The 17,889-nt window shown below is 60.7% G+C and carries 14 protein-coding genes and 2 tRNA genes; 4 read left to right on the top strand and 12 right to left on the bottom strand.

Features of this window, described 5'->3' with window-relative positions:
- Positions 1-153 precede the first annotated feature (153 nt).
- The 7 genes from dnaB to rnr form a co-directional block, all read right to left on the bottom strand.
- Entirely contained in the window at positions 154-1,551 is a 1,398-nt protein-coding gene (gene dnaB, locus RG836_RS12050) for a replicative DNA helicase (protein WP_310845665.1), read from the bottom strand.
- A 110-nt stretch (positions 1,552-1,661) separates the two neighbouring features.
- Complete coding sequence (rplI, locus tag RG836_RS12045) at positions 1,662-2,108, bottom strand: 50S ribosomal protein L9 (protein ID WP_075117606.1); 447 nt, start codon at positions 2,106-2,108, stop codon at positions 1,662-1,664.
- Between the two features lie 19 nt (positions 2,109-2,127).
- Positions 2,128-3,018: a YybS family protein gene (locus RG836_RS12040; protein ID WP_310845663.1), complete on the bottom strand. Its 891-nt coding sequence runs from the start codon at positions 3,016-3,018 to the stop codon at positions 2,128-2,130.
- A 36-nt stretch (positions 3,019-3,054) separates the two neighbouring features.
- Complete coding sequence (rpsR, locus tag RG836_RS12035) at positions 3,055-3,285, bottom strand: 30S ribosomal protein S18 (RefSeq protein WP_002551829.1); 231 nt, start codon at positions 3,283-3,285, stop codon at positions 3,055-3,057.
- 28 nt (positions 3,286-3,313) lie between these two features.
- Positions 3,314-3,736 (bottom strand): 30S ribosomal protein S6, encoded by a 423-nt coding sequence (gene rpsF / locus RG836_RS12030; RefSeq protein WP_003217491.1) that lies wholly within the window; start codon positions 3,734-3,736, stop codon positions 3,314-3,316.
- 308 nt (positions 3,737-4,044) lie between these two features.
- The gene (gene rlmB / locus RG836_RS12025) at positions 4,045-4,806 is read right to left on the bottom strand and encodes a 23S rRNA (guanosine(2251)-2'-O)-methyltransferase RlmB (protein ID WP_007939580.1); all 762 of its coding nucleotides are present in this window, start codon (positions 4,804-4,806) and stop codon (positions 4,045-4,047) included.
- Positions 4,803-7,430, bottom strand: coding sequence for a ribonuclease R (gene rnr, locus RG836_RS12020; protein WP_310845658.1), 2,628 nt, complete (start codon positions 7,428-7,430; stop codon positions 4,803-4,805). Before rnr ends, rlmB begins: the two co-directional genes overlap by 4 nt.
- Before the next feature lie 225 nt (positions 7,431-7,655).
- Between rnr and RG836_RS12015 the strand changes: the two genes are divergently transcribed.
- The 4 genes from RG836_RS12015 (at position 7,656) to RG836_RS12000 (ending at position 10,764) form a co-directional block, all read left to right on the top strand.
- Positions 7,656-7,742 (top strand) — tRNA-Leu (locus RG836_RS12015).
- Between the two features lie 167 nt (positions 7,743-7,909).
- A tRNA-Leu gene (locus RG836_RS12010) sits at positions 7,910-7,996 on the top strand.
- A gap of 198 nt (positions 7,997-8,194) precedes the next feature.
- A complete protein-coding gene (locus RG836_RS12005; RefSeq protein WP_310845657.1) occupies positions 8,195-9,205 on the top strand; it encodes an extracellular solute-binding protein in 1,011 nt (336 codons plus the stop codon).
- Positions 9,205-10,764 carry an ABC transporter permease gene (locus RG836_RS12000; RefSeq protein WP_310845656.1) on the top strand — a complete coding sequence of 520 codons (1,560 nt, stop codon included), beginning with the start codon at positions 9,205-9,207 and terminating at the stop codon, positions 10,762-10,764. The genes RG836_RS12005 and RG836_RS12000 overlap by 1 nt, the downstream gene beginning before the upstream one ends.
- Positions 10,765-10,856: 92 nt before the next feature.
- Here RG836_RS12000 and RG836_RS11995 read toward each other — a convergent pair whose 3' ends face one another.
- From RG836_RS11995 to hflK, 5 genes are all read right to left on the bottom strand, one after another.
- Positions 10,857-12,791 carry a methyl-accepting chemotaxis protein gene (locus tag RG836_RS11995; protein ID WP_310845655.1) on the bottom strand — a complete coding sequence of 645 codons (1,935 nt, stop codon included), beginning with the start codon at positions 12,789-12,791 and terminating at the stop codon, positions 10,857-10,859.
- 140 nt (positions 12,792-12,931) lie between these two features.
- The gene (locus RG836_RS11990) at positions 12,932-14,224 is read right to left on the bottom strand and encodes an adenylosuccinate synthase (RefSeq protein WP_310845653.1); all 1,293 of its coding nucleotides are present in this window, start codon (positions 14,222-14,224) and stop codon (positions 12,932-12,934) included.
- Between the two features lie 54 nt (positions 14,225-14,278).
- Entirely contained in the window at positions 14,279-15,466 is a 1,188-nt protein-coding gene (locus RG836_RS11985; protein ID WP_310845651.1) for an ATP phosphoribosyltransferase regulatory subunit, read from the bottom strand.
- Between the two features lie 319 nt (positions 15,467-15,785).
- Positions 15,786-16,655, bottom strand: a complete 870-nt coding sequence (hflC, locus tag RG836_RS11980) for a protease modulator HflC (RefSeq protein WP_310845649.1) — start codon at positions 16,653-16,655, stop codon at positions 15,786-15,788.
- Positions 16,655-17,830, bottom strand: a complete 1,176-nt coding sequence (gene hflK, locus RG836_RS11975; protein WP_310845648.1) for an FtsH protease activity modulator HflK — start codon at positions 17,828-17,830, stop codon at positions 16,655-16,657. The genes hflC and hflK overlap by 1 nt, the downstream gene beginning before the upstream one ends.
- Between the last annotated feature and the right edge of the window lie 59 nt (positions 17,831-17,889).

Here is a 17,889-nt window from a genome sequence, read left to right as displayed (position 1 = left end):
GCAACCACGAACCCTTGTGGCGAGGGAGCTTGCTCCCGCTCGAGTGCGCAGCGCTCGCCTGATCGAGGTCTGCTGCGCAGCCCAGCGGGAGCAAGCTCCCTCGCCACAAAAGGAAGATTGCAGCAAGCTCCCTCACGAAAGCGACAACGCGACTTATTCGTCGTCGTCGAAGTTATAGCTGCCCGGCGCCAAATTTTCGAAGCGGGTGTATTTGCCGATGAACGCCAGACGGACAAAACCGATGGGGCCGTTCCGCTGCTTACCGATAATGATCTCGGCGATGCCTTTGTGCTCGGTTTCCGGGTGATACACCTCGTCGCGGTAGACGAACATGATCACGTCGGCATCCTGCTCGATCGCTCCGGATTCCCGCAAGTCGGAGTTCACCGGGCGCTTGTTCGGCCGTTGCTCCAGAGAACGGTTGAGCTGCGACAGCGCCACCACCGGGCACTGGAACTCTTTCGCCAGGGCTTTCAGGGACCGGGAGATCTCGGAAATCTCGTTGGTCCGGTTGTCACCGCTGGAGCCGGGGATCTGCATCAGTTGCAAGTAGTCGATCATGATCAGGCCGACTTCGCCGTGCTCGCGCACCAGGCGGCGGGTCCGCGCACGCATTTCCGAGGGGCTGATGCCCGCGGTATCGTCGATGAACAGTTTGCGGTCATTGAGCAGGTTGACCGCCGAGGTCAGGCGCGGCCAATCGTCATCTTCCAGTTGGCCGGAGCGGACCTTGGTCTGGTCGATGCGACCCAGGGACGACAACATCCGCATGATCAGCGATTCGCCAGGCATCTCGAGGGAGTACACCAGCACCGCTTTCTCGCTGCGCAACACGGCGTTTTCCACCAGGTTCATCGCGAAGGTGGTTTTACCCATCGACGGACGACCGGCGACGATGATCAAGTCGGACGGCTGCAGGCCGCTGGTCTTCTCGTCGAGGTCGGTGTACCCGGTGGACAGGCCAGTGATGGCGTTGTCGGTGTTGAACAGCGTATCGATCCGGTCAATGGCTTTGGTCAGCAGGTCATTGACGCTCACCGGGCCGCCGGTTTTCGGCCGGGCCTCTGCGATCTGGAAGATCTGCCGCTCGGCTTCGTCAAGGATTTCCGCGGCGGTGCGGCCTTCAGGGTTGAAGGCGCTGTCGGCGATCTCGGTGCTGATGCCGATCAGTTGGCGCAAGGTGGCCCGTTCGCGGACGATCTGCGCGTAGGCCTTGATGTTGGCGACCGACGGGGTGTTCTTTGCCAGTTCGCCGAGGTAGCCGAGGCCGCCCACTTGCGAGGTCTGGCCTTCCTTGTCCAATTGCTCGGCCAGGGTCACCACGTCGATTGGCATGTTCTGATCGGCGAGCTTGGCGATCGCACGGAAGATCAGGCGGTGGTCATGCCGATAGAAATCACCATCAGAGACTTGATCGAGCACACGTTCCCAGGCGTTGTTGTCCAGCATCAGACCACCGAGCACGGCCTGTTCGGCCTCGATGGAATGCGGCGGCACCTTGAGGGCAGCGGTTTGCAGATCGTATTGCTCGGGAGCGGAGATTTCGTTCATGGCCACTTGGAATTAGGGGAAGTCATAAAAGACAAAGGGCACGACCTGTAAACAGGATCGTGCCCGATGTTACCGACAAGCACCCGAGGGTGCCAGCCGACGAGTACTGCTTAAGCAGCTACCACGACAACGCGTACGGTGGCTTCAACTTCGGCGTGCAGGTGCACGGCTACGTCGAATTCGCCTACGTTGCGGATGGTGCCGTTCGGCAGACGAACTTCGCTCTTCTGCACTTCAACGCCGGAGGCGGTCAGTGCATCAGCGATGTCGTGGGTGCCGATCGAACCGAACAGCTTGCCTTCGTCACCGGCGGTGGCAGTGATAGTCACTTCCAGCTCGGCCAATTGGGCAGCACGGCTTTCAGCCGAAGCTTTACGGTCTGCAGCCAGTTTTTCCAGCTCAGCGCGACGCTCTTCGAACGCAGCCAGGTTGGCAGCGGTCGCAGCGGTAGCTTTGCCGTAAGGCAGCAGGTAGTTACGACCGTAACCGGCCTTAACGTTTACTTTGTCGCCCAGGTTGCCCAGGTTGGCGACTTTTTCCAGAAGGATCAGTTGCATGTGAAAATCCTCTTAACTTTTAACCTTCACCGTTCGCGCTATCGGGGTCTTTCGATCCCAGACGACCGCGAAAATCAATCAGGCTGTCGACAATGGCCATGACCACGAGCAACGGACCCATCAGGTGCATGAATGGCACCAGCGTGACGTACAACCCCACCAGCCAGAAACCGGCCAGCCTTTTTTGCGCCACCAACCCATGAATCAGGGCTAGCCCGGCGAAGACCAGCGGTACGCTGCACAACGGCAACAGAATCAGCATTTGTGCGCCAAAGAACGGCCCCACAAGCATGATTGCCAGCAGCAACAACGCCAGTCCCTTGGGAATTCTGATCTGGCGAAACTCGCGACCAAAACCACCGGAGTTGTACAACAACGCTTGCCAATAGCGCCCAAGAATCAGGCACAACACACTGAATATCTGAAACACCACCGCGATCGAACTGATCATGAGGGGTGCAATCAGTGAAGCGAGGGACGCTCGCTGGTCGACCGAGAGTTTCTCGTAGACCTCACCGAGGGCTTGCGGCAGGACTTTTGCAAACTCCTGCGACAGACCATCGACCATGGGGCTGAACAACGTCCCAAGACTCACTGCACACAACAACCCGATTGCCATGCTGCACAGCAGCACGCGGTTCCAGGAATGGCCTGCGCGTAAAACCAGCGACAGGCCACAAGTCCCGAGCAGCACCAATAGCGCGCTGGGGTCTTTCTGGAAGTGCCAGCAAACCAACGCTGAAAGCACCCCCACACCAATGACGCCCAAGGCGTCCGAACCGCGCCGCAGCAGCACAAGGCTAGCCGCGGCGGCACTCAACCAGAACAACAGCGGCAATGCCGCAGACCCGACCACGACCAGCATGGCCTGCACACGTCCTCGCATGATGAATTCAGCTACGGCGCGCATGCATTCGATCCTTTACTACGTGTCGACTGCCCGGTCTCAGCGGCCGTGGCTGTCGGTGTAGGCCAGCAGGGCCAGGAAGCGGGCGCGCTTGATAGCGGTGGCCAGCTGACGCTGATAACGAGCTTTGGTACCGGTGATACGGCTTGGAACGATTTTGCCGGTCTCGGATACGTAGGCTTTCAGAGTGTTGAGATCTTTGTAATCGATCTCCTTCACGTCTTCAGCGGTGAAGCGGCAGAATTTACGACGACGGAAGAAACGTGCCATTTGATAGGCTCCTTAAAAGGTCCGTGGATTACTCGTCAGCGTTATCGCTGTTGTCGCTGTCATCACTATCAGCGCTTTCAGCGCCTTCGTGCTCAGGACGGTCGCGACGCTCACGGCGCTCACTGCGGTTTTCTTCAGCCTTGAGCATCTCGGATTGGCCGGTAACGGCTTCTTCGCGACGGATGACCAGGTTACGGATCACTGCATCGTTGTAGCGGAAGTTGTCTTCCAGCTCGGCCAGGGCCTTGCCAGTGCACTCAACGTTCAGCATCACGTAATGAGCCTTGTGAACATTGTTGATTGCGTAGGCCAGTTGACGACGGCCCCAATCTTCCAGACGGTGGATTTTACCGCCGTCTTCTTCGATCAGCTTGGTGTAACGCTCTACCATGCCGCCGACTTGCTCGCTTTGATCCGGGTGGACCAAAAAGATGATTTCGTAATGACGCATGAATGCTCCTTACGGGTTGTAGCCTGCCGCTCAAAAGCGGTCAGACAAGGAGTGAATGACACTTATGGACTTGCTGGCATCAGGCACATGCGCGCCTGCCGTCACAGCAAGGGGCGCAATTGTAGAGAAGGGACCGGAGCGGCGCAAGGCAATTGGTGATTATTTGAACAGCCGGGAGTATTCGCCTAATCGCACAAAACACTGTGGGAGCGAGCCTGCTCGCGAAGGGCGCCAGCATTCAACATTGATGCTGAATGTAACTCCGCATTCGCGAGCAGGCTCGCTCCCACATTTTTAACCGATCAGGCTCAGGACTTCTTGCCAGCCGCCTTTACACCACGCTGGCGCAACGCCTCGAACAAGCACACGCCCGTTGCCACGGAAACGTTGAGGCTGCTGACGCTACCGGCCATTGGCAGGCGCACCAGGTAGTCGCACAGGTCGCGGGTCAAGCGACGCATGCCGCTGCCCTCGGCGCCCATGATCAGGATGGTCGGGCCGGTCAGGTCTTGCTGATACAGATCCTGTTCAGCCTCGCCTGCCGTACCGACGACCCACAATCCGCGCTGCTTGAGTTTTTCCAGGGTGCGCGCCAGGTTAGTCACAGCCACCAACGGAATCACTTCCGCCGCACCGCAGGCGACTTTACGCACGGTCGGCGTCAGGGTGGCTGACTTGTCTTTCGGCACGATTACCGCCAACGCACCGGCGGCATCCGCCGAACGCAGGCAGGCGCCAAGGTTGTGCGGATCGGTCACGCCGTCGAGCACCAGCAACAGCGGCGCGCCTTCGGTGCGATCGAGCAACTCGTCGAGCATCGCCTCACCCCAGACCTGGCTTGGGCTGACGTCCGCCACCACGCCTTGATGCACGCCTTCGACCCAGGCATCCAGCTCGCGGCGCTCGGCCTGACCGACAGCTACGCGATTTTCCGCAGCCAGTTCGATCAAGGTCTGCACCCGCGGATCACTGCGGCCTTCGGCCAGCCAGATCTGCTTGACGCGTTTCGGGTGATGACGCAACAGCGCCTCTACGGCATGCACGCCGTAGATTTTTTCCAACTGACTCATGACTTGGCCTTAGGCTTACGCGCGCCGCCACTGCGGGCCGGCGCCGAACCCGCTTTTGGCGGGCCTTTACGGTGTTTGCTCGGTTTGGCTGGCTTGCCGCCGGCGTCCCTGTCAGGCGCCGACCGCGAGGTCTTTCCCCCAGACGCCGCTTTACCACCGCTTTTGGCTTCAGACAGCAACGCCTGCTTCATTTCACGGCTTTTACGGACTTCAGCGTTTTTCGCGGCGGCATCGCTTGGGCGATAAGCCTCGACGGCTTTCTCCTTGGCAGGACGACGACCGGCTTTCGCCGGCGCCGGTTCTGCGGCGGTTTTGGCCGCTGGCGTAGTGGCTTCAGTGCCGCGCTTCTTGCGACCGATCGGTGCGCTGATGGTTTTCTCGGCCATCTCGAAGTCGATCTTGCGTTCGTCGAGATCGACGCGCATCACGCGCACTTCAACGGTGTCTCCCAGGCGGAAACTGCGGCCAGTGCGCTCACCGGCGAGGCGATGGTGCACAGGATCGAAGTGGTAGTAGTCGCCCGGCAGCGCGGTGACGTGCACCAAGCCTTCGACGTAGATGTCGGTCAACTCGACGAACAGGCCGAAACCGGTCACGGCGGTGATCACACCCGGGAACGATTCGCCCACGCGGTCCTTCATGAACTCGCACTTGAGCCAGTTCACCACGTCGCGGGTCGCTTCATCGGCACGGCGCTCACTCATCGAGCACTGCTCGCCGAGCTGTTCCAGCGCCGCTTCGTCGTACGGGTAGATGCGCGCCTTCGGAATGGTCATCGCACCGGCACGCTTGACGTGCGGGGTGTCCTGCTTCGAATGGATCACGCTGCGAATGGCGCGGTGCGTGAGCAAGTCCGGGTAACGGCGGATCGGCGAGGTGAAGTGGGTATAAGCTTCGTAATTCAGGCCGAAGTGGCCCTGGTTATCGGCGCTGTACACCGCTTGGCTCAACGAGCGCAGCATGACGGTCTGGATCAGGTGGAAATCCGGACGGTCCTTGATCCCGGCGAGCAACGCCTGGTAATCCTTCGGCGACGGGCCGTCCTTGCCTTTGTGCAGGGACAGGCCGAGCTCACCGAGGAAAGCGCGGAGTTTTTCCAGACGCTCCGGCGGCGGGCCGTCGTGCACACGGTACAACGCAGGAATCTCGTGCTTTTTCAGGAATTCAGCAGTGGCCACGTTGGCCGCCAGCATGCATTCCTCGATCAGCTTGTGGGCATCGTTGCGCACGGTCGGCCGAATTTCGGCGATCTTGCGTTCAGTGCCGAAGATGATTCGGGTTTCCTGGGTTTCGAAGTCAATCGCGCCACGGACATGACGAGCCGCCAGCAACACCTTGTACAACGCGTAGAGCTGCTTGAGGTGCGGCACCACGTTGGTGTACTCGCCGCGCAATTCCCGCGCCTGCGTGGTTTTCGGCTGTTCGAGCATCGCGCTGACTTTGTTATAGGTCAGGCGCGCGTGGGAGTGAATCACCGCTTCGTAGAAGCAGTAGTCGGTCATTTCGCCAGACTTGGAAATGGTCATCTCGCAGACCATGGCCAGGCGATCAACGTGCGGGTTCAGCGAGCACAGTCCGTTGGACAGCTGCTCCGGCAGCATCGGCACCACGCGCTCGGGGAAGTACACCGAGTTGCCACGGACCTGGGATTCATTATCAAGGGCCGAGCCGATTTTCACGTAGCTGGACACGTCGGCAATCGCCACGTAGAGCTTCCAGCCACCGGAGAACAGGCGCAGCTTGCCCGGCTTGGCTTCGCAATACACCGCATCGTCGAAGTCGCGCGCGTCTTCGCCGTCGATGGTCACAAACGGCAAGTGCCGCAGGTCAATGCGCTTCTCTTTGTCTTTTTCTTCAACTTCCGGCTTGAGCTTGGCGGCTTCTTTGAGCACCGCTTCAGGCCAGACGTGGGGAATATCGTAGGTGCGCAGCGCAACGTCGATTTCCATGCCCGGCGCCATGTAGTTGCCGACCACTTCCACGATGTCGCCTTGGGGCTGGAAGCGTGGCGTCGGCCAGTGCGTGATCTTCACTTCGACGAACTGACCGATATCGGCATTGGCGTTGCGACCCGGCGTCACCAGCACTTCCTGCTGGATCTTCGGATTGTCCGCGACCACGAAGCCGATCCCGCCCTCTTCGAAGTAACGGCCGACGATGGTCTCGTGAGCACGGGACACCACTTCGACGATCATGCCTTCACGGCGACCGCGACGGTCCAGGCCGGACACCCGCGCCAGGGCGCGGTCACCGTCAAACACCAGGCGCATCTGCGCCGGGCTCATGAACAAGTCGTCGCTACCGTCATCCGGCACCAGGAAGCCGAAGCCGTCGCGGTGACCACTGATGCGACCGAGGATCAAGTCGAGCTTGTCCACCGGCGCATAAGTGCCGCGGCGTGTGTAGATCAATTGAGCGTCGCGCTCCATGGCGCGCAGACGGCGGCGCAGGGCTTCGATCTGGTCTTCTGTGGTCAGACCAAACTCTTCGACCAGTTGCTCGCGGTTAGCAGGCGAACCTCGATCAGCAAGGTGCTGAAGGATCAGTTCACGGCTAGGAATAGGGTTTTCGTATTTTTCCGCTTCACGAGCGGCCTCGGGATCGAGGGACTGCCAATCGGCCATTAGAGAGTTTTCACCTTGTCTATATGCGGGTTAGTTTGGCATACGCGTATTGAAACGGGAAATTTCGAGCTTTAAAGCCCCTGGAAAGACCTGCGCCGACGCGCGAAACGGGCCTTTGCACACCACTCGCGAAATTTCTCAGGTTTTTTCTACAGCAGGGGTTTACAGTTAAAAAGACGCTCCGTATAGTGCGCGCCATCGACGACGCACACGCGTTTCGAGACTGCCCAGATGGTGAAATTGGTAGACACGCCAGCTTCAGGTGCTGGTGACCGCAAGGTCGTGGAAGTTCGAGTCTTCTTCTGGGCACCAATTTCGAGCTTGAGACTAGACCAGTTTCAAGGCTCACACAAAAACCCGCGAAAGCGGGTTTTCTGTTTTTCAAACCGTTGATTTTATTAAAACAAAATCAGGGGTTTACAGATTAAAAGGCGCTCCGTATAGTGCGCCACATCAACAGCGGCGACGCTGAAGATGCTGCCCAGATGGTGAAATTGGTAGACACGCCAGCTTCAGGTGCTGGTGACCGCAAGGTCGTGGAAGTTCGAGTCTTCTTCTGGGCACCAATTCAAATTCAAGGTTTCGACCTTGGATTTCACAGAAACCCGCGAAAGCGGGTTTTTGCGTTTCCGGGGTTCGAAAAACAATGTTGTGCTGTGGCTAGGCAGCTAGGCAGCTTGCGCAAGCCTCAACGCGCACTTGAGAAACAATATCGTTTATCATTGTTACGAGATTTTGCAATGCGACAGTGAGGAACCCCGCGAATGACGTTTCGAAATACCCTGCGCCGAGCCCTGACCACCAGCCTGCTCGGCCTGGCACTCGCCACTCCCCTCACCCAGGCGGCCGATCCGGTTTCCCTGACCCTGTACAACGGCCAGCACAAAGAAGTTGGCGATGCCGTCGCCAAAGCCTTCGAGGCCAAGACCGGGATCAAGGTCAACGTGCGCAAAGGCAGCAGCAACCAGCTCGCCAGCCAGATCGTCGAAGAAGGCGAGCGCTCCCCCGCCGATGTGATCTACACCGAAGAATCGCCGCCGCTGAACAAACTCGGCGAACAAGGCGTGCTCGCCCAGACCGATGCCGCCACCCTCGCCGTGTTGCCGAAAGACTACGTGGCCGCCAACGGCACCTGGATTGGCGTGACCGCTCGCGTACGCGTCGTAGCCTTCAACCCGAAACTGGTGGACGAGAAAGACCTGCCCAAATCGGTGCTGGAATTTTCCGATCCCAAGTGGCAGGGCAAAGTCGGCTTCGTCCCCACCAGCGGCGCCTTCCAGGAACAAGCCGTGGCCATCATCAAGGTGCACGGCATGGATGCAGCGGAAGAATGGCTCACCGGCCTGCGCGCGTTCGGCAAGGTCTACAGCAACAACATGGTGGCGTTGAAGGCGGTGGAGAACGGCGAAGTCGCCACGGTACTGGTCAACAACTACTACTGGTTCGCCCTGCAACGGGAAAAAGGCCAGCTCGACTCGAAGCTGCATTACTTCAGTGGCGGCGACGTTGGCGGCCTGATCACGGTGTCCAGCGCCGCGGTGCTGAAATCCAGCAAACACCCGAAAGAAGCCCAGCAATTGCTCGCCTACATGGCCAGCGAAGAAGGCCAGCGCGTCATCACCCAGACCACCGCCGAGTACCCGCTGCATAAAGGCATGCAGTCGGACCGTGGCCTCAAACCTTTCAGCGAACTGGAAGCGCCGAACGTCACCCCGGCCGACCTCGGAAATGCCGAAGAAGCCCTGGACCTGGAACGTGACGTTGGCTTGAACTGATGAGCGCCTACCTCGCCGCGGCTGCGGGGCGCTACGTCCCGCGGCGCAAGCGTCCGTCGATCTGGTTGCTGCTGCCGGTATTGTTGCTGGTGGTCCTCAGCCTGCTGCCGCTGGCCTATGTCGGGCTCAAAGCCTGGCAGGCCGGATGGGCCGAAGCGCTGCACCTGTTGTGGCGGCCCTACGTCTTTGGGCTGCTGCGCAACACCTTGCTACTGATGATCGGTGTGACCGTCGCCTGCGCGGTGATCGGCCTGTCGCTGGCCTGGTTGCTGGAGCGCAGCAACCTGCCCGGGCGACGACTCTGGGGGGTGATTCTGTGTCTGCCGTTCGCGGTGCCGGCCTTTGTCAGCAGCTTCACTTGGGTGTCGCTCAGCGCGAACTTCGAAGGTCTGGGCGGCGCGATCCTGGTGATGACCCTGTCCAAATACCCGCTGGTGTTCCTACCGGTGGCGGCGACCCTGCGCAATCTTGATCCGTCCCTGGAAGAGTCCGCGCGCACCCTCGGCCAGAACCGCTGGGGCGTGTTCTTCCGCGTCACTCTGCCACTGCTCTGGCCGTCGCTGCTGGCCGGCTCGCTGCTGATCGCGCTGCACATGCTGGTGGAGTTCGGCGCGCTGTCGATCATCGGCCTGCAAACCTTCACCACTGCGATCTATCAACAGTTCGAACTGGAATTCAGCAACGCCAACGCAGCGATGCTCTCCGCTGTGCTGCTGGTGATGTGCCTGATCCTGCTGTGGCTGGAGTTGCGCGTGCGCGGCAAGAGTCGTCACGTGCGCATCGGCCAGGGCGCGGCGCGACGTGCCGAACAGGTGCACCTCGGCCCGTGGGCCGCGCTGGGCCAGGTGTATTGCCTGGCGCTGGCGCTGATTGGCAGCGGCATTCCGCTAGGCATGCTCGGGTACTGGCTGGCAGTCGGCTCGTCGGCAGCGTTCCCGATGGCGGCGATCGGCGAGGCGCTGCTGTCATCACTGGCACTGTCGCTGGGTGGCGCGGCACTGTGCCTGGTACTGGCGGTGCCGGTGGGGTTGCTGGTGGTGCGTTATCGCGGACGCCTGGCCATCTGGGCCGAGCGCTTGCCGTATCTGCTGCACGCGTTGCCGGGGCTGGTGATTGCACTGACACTGGTGTATTTCGCCCTGCACTACGTGCCGGTGTTGTACCAGACCTCAGCCTTGTTGCTGATCGCTTATGCGCTGTTGTTCCTGCCGCTGGCTCAGGCGCCGATCCGCACGGCGCTGAACAAGGCAGCGCCGCAACTTGAAGAAGCCGCGCGGACCCTGGGCGAGTCTCCTTTTAGTGCATTCTGCCGGGTGACCCTGCCGATCATTTTCCCGGCGCTGGGAGCAGCGTTTGCGCTGGTGTTCCTGGATGCGATGAAGGAACTGACCGCCACCCTGCTGCTCAGTCCGACCGGGCTCAACACCCTGGCGACCGAAGTATGGGCGCATACCGCCAACGTCGAGTTCGCGGCAGCCGCGCCTTACGCGGCGTTGTTGATTCTGGTGTCGGGGTTGCCGGTGTATCTGCTGACGACGCGGATGTATCTGAGCCGCTGAACGCTTGGCGAGCAGGCTCGTTCCCACAGGACATCGAAACGCAATGTGGGAGCGAGTCTGCTCGCGAATAGCTCAGCCGGCGGCCGCAAGGCTCAAGCCCTGAACTGCCCCAGGCTCGCCTTCAACTGCGCCGCCAAGCCATCCAGCACTTTGCCGCTGGCAGTGGTTTCCACCACGGCCTGCGCGGCTTTCTCAGCCTGGGCGTGAATCGTCTCGACGCGACCGCGAACCGCCTGCGCGCCTTGCGCCTGATGCTCGGCGGCCTGAGTCGCCAGACCGATCGCCGCGTGCACTTGCTCCACCGACGCCTGCACCGATTGCTGCAGTCGTGCGCTGTCGCGCAGCACTGCCAAACCTTCGTTGGCTTGACGCCCGGCCTGGCCGATGGCCGCCACCGCTTCCCGCGCACCTTGCTGCAGCGCCACGATGTGCGCCTGGATGTCGCCGGTCGAGCTTTGGGTCTTGCTGGCCAGAGCTCGCACTTCATCCGCCACCACCGCGAAGCCACGCCCGGTTTCACCGGCACGCGCTGCTTCGATGGCCGCGTTGAGCGCCAACAGGTTGGTTTGCTCGGCAATGCCGTGAATCACTTCCAGCACCACCTCGATCTGCTCGCTCTGTTGTGCCAGCCGCTCAATCACCTTGGCGCCCGTATCAACCTGCCCCGCCAGCGCCTCGATCAAACCGCCAACCTTGGCCGAGGTGCGGGTGTTTTCGTCGGTGGCCTGGCGAATGTCCACCACCTGTTGCAAGGCCGCTTGCATCGCCTGGCTTTCCGACTGCGCTTCGTCCGCCATCTGCGACAAGGCGCGCAAACTTTCCGCGACCTCATCACGCTGCATGCCGGCCGCCGCGTCGGCGCCGGCATTGCGCAGGGTCATGGCACCGATCTCCACGCCTGTGCGCTGGGCCACATCACCCGCCTCGCGAACGATGGGCTGCAGCTTGTCGACAAAGCGATTGACCGCCGAGGCCATGTCGCCGATTTCGTCCTTGCTGTTGATTTGCACGCGCTTGGTCAAATCGCCTTCGCCGGCAGCCAGGTCATCCATCGCCGCGATCAGCAGCTTCAAACGGTTAACCACCCGCCGACCGAGCACCACGGCCAACAGCAGCAGCACGCCAAAACCTACGACCGCCAGGCCCATGCCGATCCGCCACCGCAATGTGCTCGCCGCTTCCTGCACGGTGCTGGCGGTGTTGGCTTTCATTTCCGTGGCTGTGCCCTGGGCCGAGGCCAGGCGCGAACGCATGGCCGCGGCACTGTCGGCGGCCGCGCCTTTGAGGCTGTCGCCGACCAGTTGATCACTGCTGGCGATCAACGCGGTAAAGCGCTTGTCCAGTGCGGCCAGATTGGTTTCCACCGAGGCCGTCGACACGCCCATCAGTACTTTGCCGATCTCCACGCCGTTAGGGTTGATCGACGCTTCGAGGTAGTAGACCGACGGATCGTTTTTCGCCGCATCCAGCAACTTGTCCAGCGCCCGCTCGCCCTGGCCTTTTTCCAGCAAGGCTTTGTTGATCGGGTTTTCCCGATTCAGGTAGCGCGTCAGATGTTGCCCGGTGGCATCGTCGTAGACCACGAACAGCACGTTGGGATTGCGTTGCGCACGGCGAGCAAACTCCGACAGGGTCGGCACGTCGCTGTCCCACATGGCGCGCGGGGCGACCGACGCCAGGAGCTGCGCCATGTCATTGGCAGAGTCCTTCAGGTCTTTTTCCAGGGTCGCACGCAACTGCGCCTGCTCGTCCTTCAGACGTGAGGACAAACCGGCCGTGAGGCGCTGGCGGGTATGGGTGGATAAGGTGTCGAGGCTGGACGTGACTTCACGCTCGGCCTGCTCCAGTTCACCGGAAAGCTTTTGACTGTCGGCACCCAGGCGTGTGGCCAGATCGGCTTCCAGCGCCGTGACGGTGCTCCGAGTCAGGGCGACCGCGACCAGCACTTGCACCAAAAGGGCGATACCGAGGGTTACGAACACAGGCCGCAGCAAACGGCTTTGTAACAATGAGAGAACGGCCGACACAGGATAATCCCTCTGTTTTGACGCCATTAAATTGATGGCACGCCAGAAGAAATAATCCACAGCAAAGGTCATGCCGTATCACAACCAATAACGACAAAGGGCACCCGAAGGTGCCCTTTATCTTTTACATCAACGACTTATCAGGCGAACGGGTGACGCAAAACGATGGTTTCGTTGCGGTCCGGCCCCGTCGAAATAATGTCGATCGGCGCACCGACCAACTCTTCAACACGCTTGATGTAGTTACGAGCGGCTTGCGGCAGCTCTTCCAGGGTCTTGGCGCCGAGGGTCGACTCGGTCCAGCCTGGCATCTCTTCGTACACCGGCTCGAGACCGATGTAGCTGTCGGCGTCGGTCGGCGCGTCGATCACTGCACCGTCCTGGTTCTTGTAGCCAACGCAGATGTTGATGGTTTCCAGACCATCGAGCACGTCCAGCTTAGTCAGGCACAGGCCCGAGATGCTGTTGACGTCGATCGCGCGACGCAGGATCACAGCGTCAAACCAGCCGCAACGACGAGCACGGCCGGTGGTCGCACCAAACTCGTGGCCACGCTTGGCCAGGAACGCACCGACGTCGTCGAACAGCTCAGTCGGGAACGGACCCGAACCGACGCGGGTGGTGTAGGCCTTGGTGATGCCGAGGATGTAATCCAGGAACATCGGGCCGACGCCCGAACCGGTGGCGATGCCGCCAGCGGTGGTGTTGGAGCTGGTCACGTACGGGTAGGTGCCGTGGTCGATGTCCAGCAACGACCCCTGGGCACCTTCGAACATGATGTCTTTGCCAGCGCGACGCAGGTTATGCAGTTCGGCGGTGACGTCGAGCATCATTGGCTTGAGCAGCTCGGCGTATTCCATGCACTCGTCCAGGGTTTTCTGGAAGTCGATGGCCGGCTCTTTGTAGTAATTGACCAGGACGAAGTTGTGGTAGTCCAGCAACTCGCCCAACTTGGCAGCGAAACGCTCGCGGTGGAACAGATCACCGATGCGCAGGCCACGACGCGCGACCTTATCTTCGTAGGCCGGGCCGATGCCGCGACCGGTGGTGCCGATCTTCAGCTCGCCACGAGCCTTTTCACGGGCCTGGTCCAGCGCCACGTGGTAGGACAGGATCAGCGGGCAGGACGGGCTGATACGCAGGCGCTCGCGCACCGGTACGCCTTTCTCTTCCAGCTTGTTTATTTCCCGCATCAAGGCGTCGGGTGCAACCACCACGCCGTTGCCGATCAGGCACTGCACGCCTTCGCGCAGCACGCCCGACGGAATCAGGTGCAAGACGGTTTTTTCGCCATCGATGACCAAGGTGTGGCCAGCGTTGTGGCCACCCTGGTAGCGCACTACGGCGGCAGCATGTTCGGTCAGCAGATCAACGATCTTGCCTTTGCCCTCATCACCCCATTGGGTGCCCAGGACTACGACATTCTTACCCATAACACTTGTCCTCATTCGCGCAAACTTGGTGCCGGCAACGGCCGGCAAGGAAACTCAAGAAGCCAGCGGCAGTACCTGCCAAAGCCCGTTCTGCTGAATCAATTGCCGGTCGCAGTCCGCTTCACGGGCGGCGGCCAAAGGTTGCCCAGGCAACGCCTGAACGACACGCTGACCCTCACTGCGCAACTGGCAAACCTGCTGCCAGAGTGCTGCGTCCGTACTGTCAGGCATCCAGATACCGCCAGACGGTAACTCGACTTCAGCACGCCCCAGGGTCACCAGGGTTTTCAAATCGGTGGAGAAACCCGTCGCCGGGCGCGCGCGACCGAAGTCGGCGCCGATGTCGTCGTAACGACCGCCCTGGGCGATGGACTGGCCAACGCCAGGCACAAACACCGCGAACACCACACCGGTGTGGTAGTGGTAGCCTCGCAACTCGCCCAGATCAAAGTACAGCGGCAGCTCCGGGAAACGCACGGACAACCGCTCGGCAATCGCCAGCAGGTCGTCCAGTGCCGCCACGACCGGCGCCGGCGCATTGGCCAGGCGCTCACGGGCAGCGCTCAAGACTTCGCGCCCGCCACACAAGTCGACCAGCGCACGCAACATGCCGGACAGATCGGCCGGCAGGCCTTCGGTCAAAGTAATGACCTCGTCAATGGCCTTGCGTTGCAGCGCGTCAAACAGTTGCTGTTCCACTTCGCCAGACAAACCGGCAGCGCGGGCCAGGCCACGGTAGATGCCGACATGACCGAGGTCCATGTGCACGTCCGGCACGTCAGCCAGTTGCAGCATGGCCAGCATCAGGCTGATGACTTCAACGTCGCTGCTGGGGCTCGCATCGCCGTACAACTCGGCGCCCAGTTGAATAGGGCTGCGCGAGGACGACAAGGCGCGTGGCTGCGCATGCAGAACACTGCCGGCGTAACACAGGCGGCTCGGACCTTCGCGACGCAAGGTGTGCGCATCGATGCGCGCCACTTGCGGCGTGATGTCGGCACGGAACCCCATCTGCCGGCCCGATTGTGGGTCGATGACCTTGAAGGTCCGCAGATCGAGGTCCTGGCCTGCGCCAGTCAGCAAGGATTCCAGGTACTCGATATGGGGAGTCACGACAAACTCGTAACCCCAGCTCTGGAACAGATCCAACACCTGACGGCGCGCGACTTCAATGCGCGCCGCCTCCGGTGGCAGTACTTCTTCGATACCATCTGGCAGCAGCCAGCGGTCTACCGTTGCCATTACGCCATTCCCCTGTGATCCGGGCGGCCAGCCGTTGGGCGAGCCTTGAGTGAAGCAGAAAATGACCGGGCCATGCGCAAACCACGCGCATGGGCGACGCGGCGAAAGGCCGGAAACCGGCTTCGCCAATCACTTTCCTCGAAAAACCTGTCGAGTCATTCAACTCGGCGTCTTGCCACATAAAAACAGCAATCAAACATGCAGACGCAAAAAAGCCGGGAATTTCCCGGCTGCCGCATCATACACACGTTTTCCCAAAGGATCACCCCAACCGACGCTTTAGCCGCCGGGCGGGATGATCATTCAGATCAACGTCGCATCAAGGCTTGGCTTTTTCCAGGTAACGGAAGAAGTCGCTGCTAGGGTCCAGGACCATGACGTCGGATTTGTTCGCGAAGCTTTCACGGTAGGCGCGCAGGCTACGGTAGAAACCGTAGAACTCCTGGTCCTGGCCGTAGGCCTTGGAGTAGATCGCAGCGGCCTGGGCGTCACCATCACCGCGAATCTCCTCAGATTCACGATAAGCTTCGGCCAGCAATACGCGGCGTTGACGGTCGGCATCGGCACGGATGCCTTCAGCCAGCTCGTTACCCTTGGCGCGGTGCTCGCGAGCTTCACGCTCACGCTCGGTGCTCATACGTTCGAACACGCTGCGGTTTACTTCTTTCGGCAGGTCGATGGTCTTGACGCGAACGTCGACCACTTCGATGCCCAGTTCTTTCTCGGCCATCTTGTTCAGCGACGCGGTGATGTCAGCCATCAGCGCATCACGCTCACCGGACACGACTTCGTGCAAGGTGCGCTTACCGAACTGGTCACGCAGGCCGGATTCCAGACGGCGCGACAGACGCTCGTCGGCAATCTGCTTCAGACCCGAGGTCGCGGTGTAGAAGCGCTCGGCATCTTTGACCCGCCACTTGGCGTAGGCATCGACCATCACGGCTTTCTTTTCCAGCGTCAGGAAGCGCTGCGTCGGTGCATCCAGGGTCATCAGGCGCGCGTCGAACTTACGCACCTGGTTAACGTAGGGCACCTTCACATGCAGGCCCGGCTGAACATCGGCCTGAACCACGCGGCCGAACTGCAGCAGCACCGCGCGCTCGGTCTGAGCCACGATGTAGAAGCAGTTCCAGGCAGCGATCGCCACGACAACGACGACAATAAGGGCGATCAGCGATCTATTGCTCATCAGCGACTCTCCCGGGTACGTGCTTGCTGTTGCTGCAAGTCAGCCGCTGCACGTGCATTCGCTTCATTGCTGCTGGCGGCGGCGCCGGTCACCGGAGTGCCGGAGGTGCGACCACTGTCGATCATTTTATCCAGAGGCAGGTACAGCAGGTTGCTCTGACCGTTCTTGTTACCGGTCACGAGTACCTTGCTGGTATTGCTGAAGACTTCCTGCATGGTGTCCAGGTACAGACGCTCGCGGGTGACTTCAGGGGCCTTGCGATACTCCGCCACCAGTTTGGTGAAGCGATCCGCCTCACCCTTGGCGCGAGAGACCGTCTCGTCGCGGTAACCGTTGGCATCCTCAAGGATACGCTGGGCCTGACCACGGGCTTCTGGCACAACGCCGTTGGCGTAGGTTTCAGCCTGGTTGCGCGAACGCTGCTCGTCTTCACGGGCGCGGATCACATCATCGAAGGCTTCCTGTACTTCACGCGGTGCGGCTGCGCTCTGTACGTTGACCTGGGTAACCGTAATACCGGTGCGATAGGTATCGAGGAAGCGTTGCAGACGCTCCTTGATTTCGCTGGCCATCAATTCACGACCTTCGGTCAACACCTGGTCCATCGCGGTAGAACCCACGACGTGACGCAAGGCACTGTCGGTGGCGTGCTGCAGGCTGATTTCCGGCTGATCGACGTTCAGCACGAAATCCTGCAGGTTGCTGATCTTGTACTGCACGGTCAGCGGCACTTCGACGATGTTCTCGTCTTCAGTCAGCATTTGACCTTGCTTGGTGTAGGCACGCTCACGCGTGACGTTCTCCATGTACTTTTTGTCGATCGGCGGCAGGTAGATGTTCAGGCCTGGCCCGACAGTCTCGTAGTACTTGCCGAAGCGCAGCACCACGGCTTGCTCCTGCTCGTCGACGACGTAGACGGCGCTGTACAGCCAAACGGCCGCCAGCACGACAAGACCGATGGCCAGCAGGCCGCCGAAACCGCCGCGTTTGCCGGAACCACCGCCCTCATCACCACCGCGTTTCTTACCACCACCGAACAACCCATTCAGGCTTTCCTGCAGCTTTCGGAAGGCCTCGTCGAGATCCGGTGGTCCCTTGCGGTCGCCGTTATTGCGACGCTTGCCACCCCAAGGATCCTGATTATTCGAGTTGCCACCCGGCTCATTCCAAGCCATAGCGCTCTCCATCTGATAAAGCAAAGACGCACCCACGGCGCGCCGACCAATGCTACAGA

The organism is Pseudomonas rhizozeae (assembly GCF_031583775.1).
GTDB lineage: Bacteria > Pseudomonadota > Gammaproteobacteria > Pseudomonadales > Pseudomonadaceae > Aquipseudomonas.
The sequence above is the reverse complement of the archived record's forward strand: the minus strand, read 5'-3'. Positions and strand labels throughout refer to the sequence as shown.

What these genes read in the sequence shown, in the direction of transcription:
- dnaB (WP_310845665.1), bottom strand. Translation starts at nt 1,551, where the DNA reads ATGAACGAAATCTCCGCTCCCGAGCAATACGATCTGCAAACCGCTGCC.
- rplI (WP_075117606.1), bottom strand. Translation starts at nt 2,108, where the DNA reads ATGCAACTGATCCTTCTGGAAAAAGTCGCCAACCTGGGCAACCTGGGC.
- RG836_RS12040 (WP_310845663.1), bottom strand. Translation starts at nt 3,018, where the DNA reads ATGCGCGCCGTAGCTGAATTCATCATGCGAGGACGTGTGCAGGCCATG.
- rpsR (WP_002551829.1), bottom strand. Translation starts at nt 3,285, where the DNA reads ATGGCACGTTTCTTCCGTCGTCGTAAATTCTGCCGCTTCACCGCTGAA.
- rpsF (WP_003217491.1), bottom strand. Translation starts at nt 3,736, where the DNA reads ATGCGTCATTACGAAATCATCTTTTTGGTCCACCCGGATCAAAGCGAG.
- rlmB (WP_007939580.1), bottom strand. Translation starts at nt 4,806, where the DNA reads ATGAGTCAGTTGGAAAAAATCTACGGCGTGCATGCCGTAGAGGCGCTG.
- rnr (WP_310845658.1), bottom strand. Translation starts at nt 7,430, where the DNA reads ATGGCCGATTGGCAGTCCCTCGATCCCGAGGCCGCTCGTGAAGCGGAA.
- RG836_RS12005 (WP_310845657.1), top strand. Translation starts at nt 8,195, where the DNA reads ATGACGTTTCGAAATACCCTGCGCCGAGCCCTGACCACCAGCCTGCTC.
- RG836_RS12000 (WP_310845656.1), top strand. Translation starts at nt 9,205, where the DNA reads ATGAGCGCCTACCTCGCCGCGGCTGCGGGGCGCTACGTCCCGCGGCGC.
- RG836_RS11990 (WP_310845653.1), bottom strand. Translation starts at nt 14,224, where the DNA reads ATGGGTAAGAATGTCGTAGTCCTGGGCACCCAATGGGGTGATGAGGGC.
- RG836_RS11985 (WP_310845651.1), bottom strand. Translation starts at nt 15,466, where the DNA reads ATGGCAACGGTAGACCGCTGGCTGCTGCCAGATGGTATCGAAGAAGTA.
- hflC (WP_310845649.1), bottom strand. Translation starts at nt 16,655, where the DNA reads ATGAGCAATAGATCGCTGATCGCCCTTATTGTCGTCGTTGTCGTGGCG.
- hflK (WP_310845648.1), bottom strand. Translation starts at nt 17,830, where the DNA reads ATGGCTTGGAATGAGCCGGGTGGCAACTCGAATAATCAGGATCCTTGG.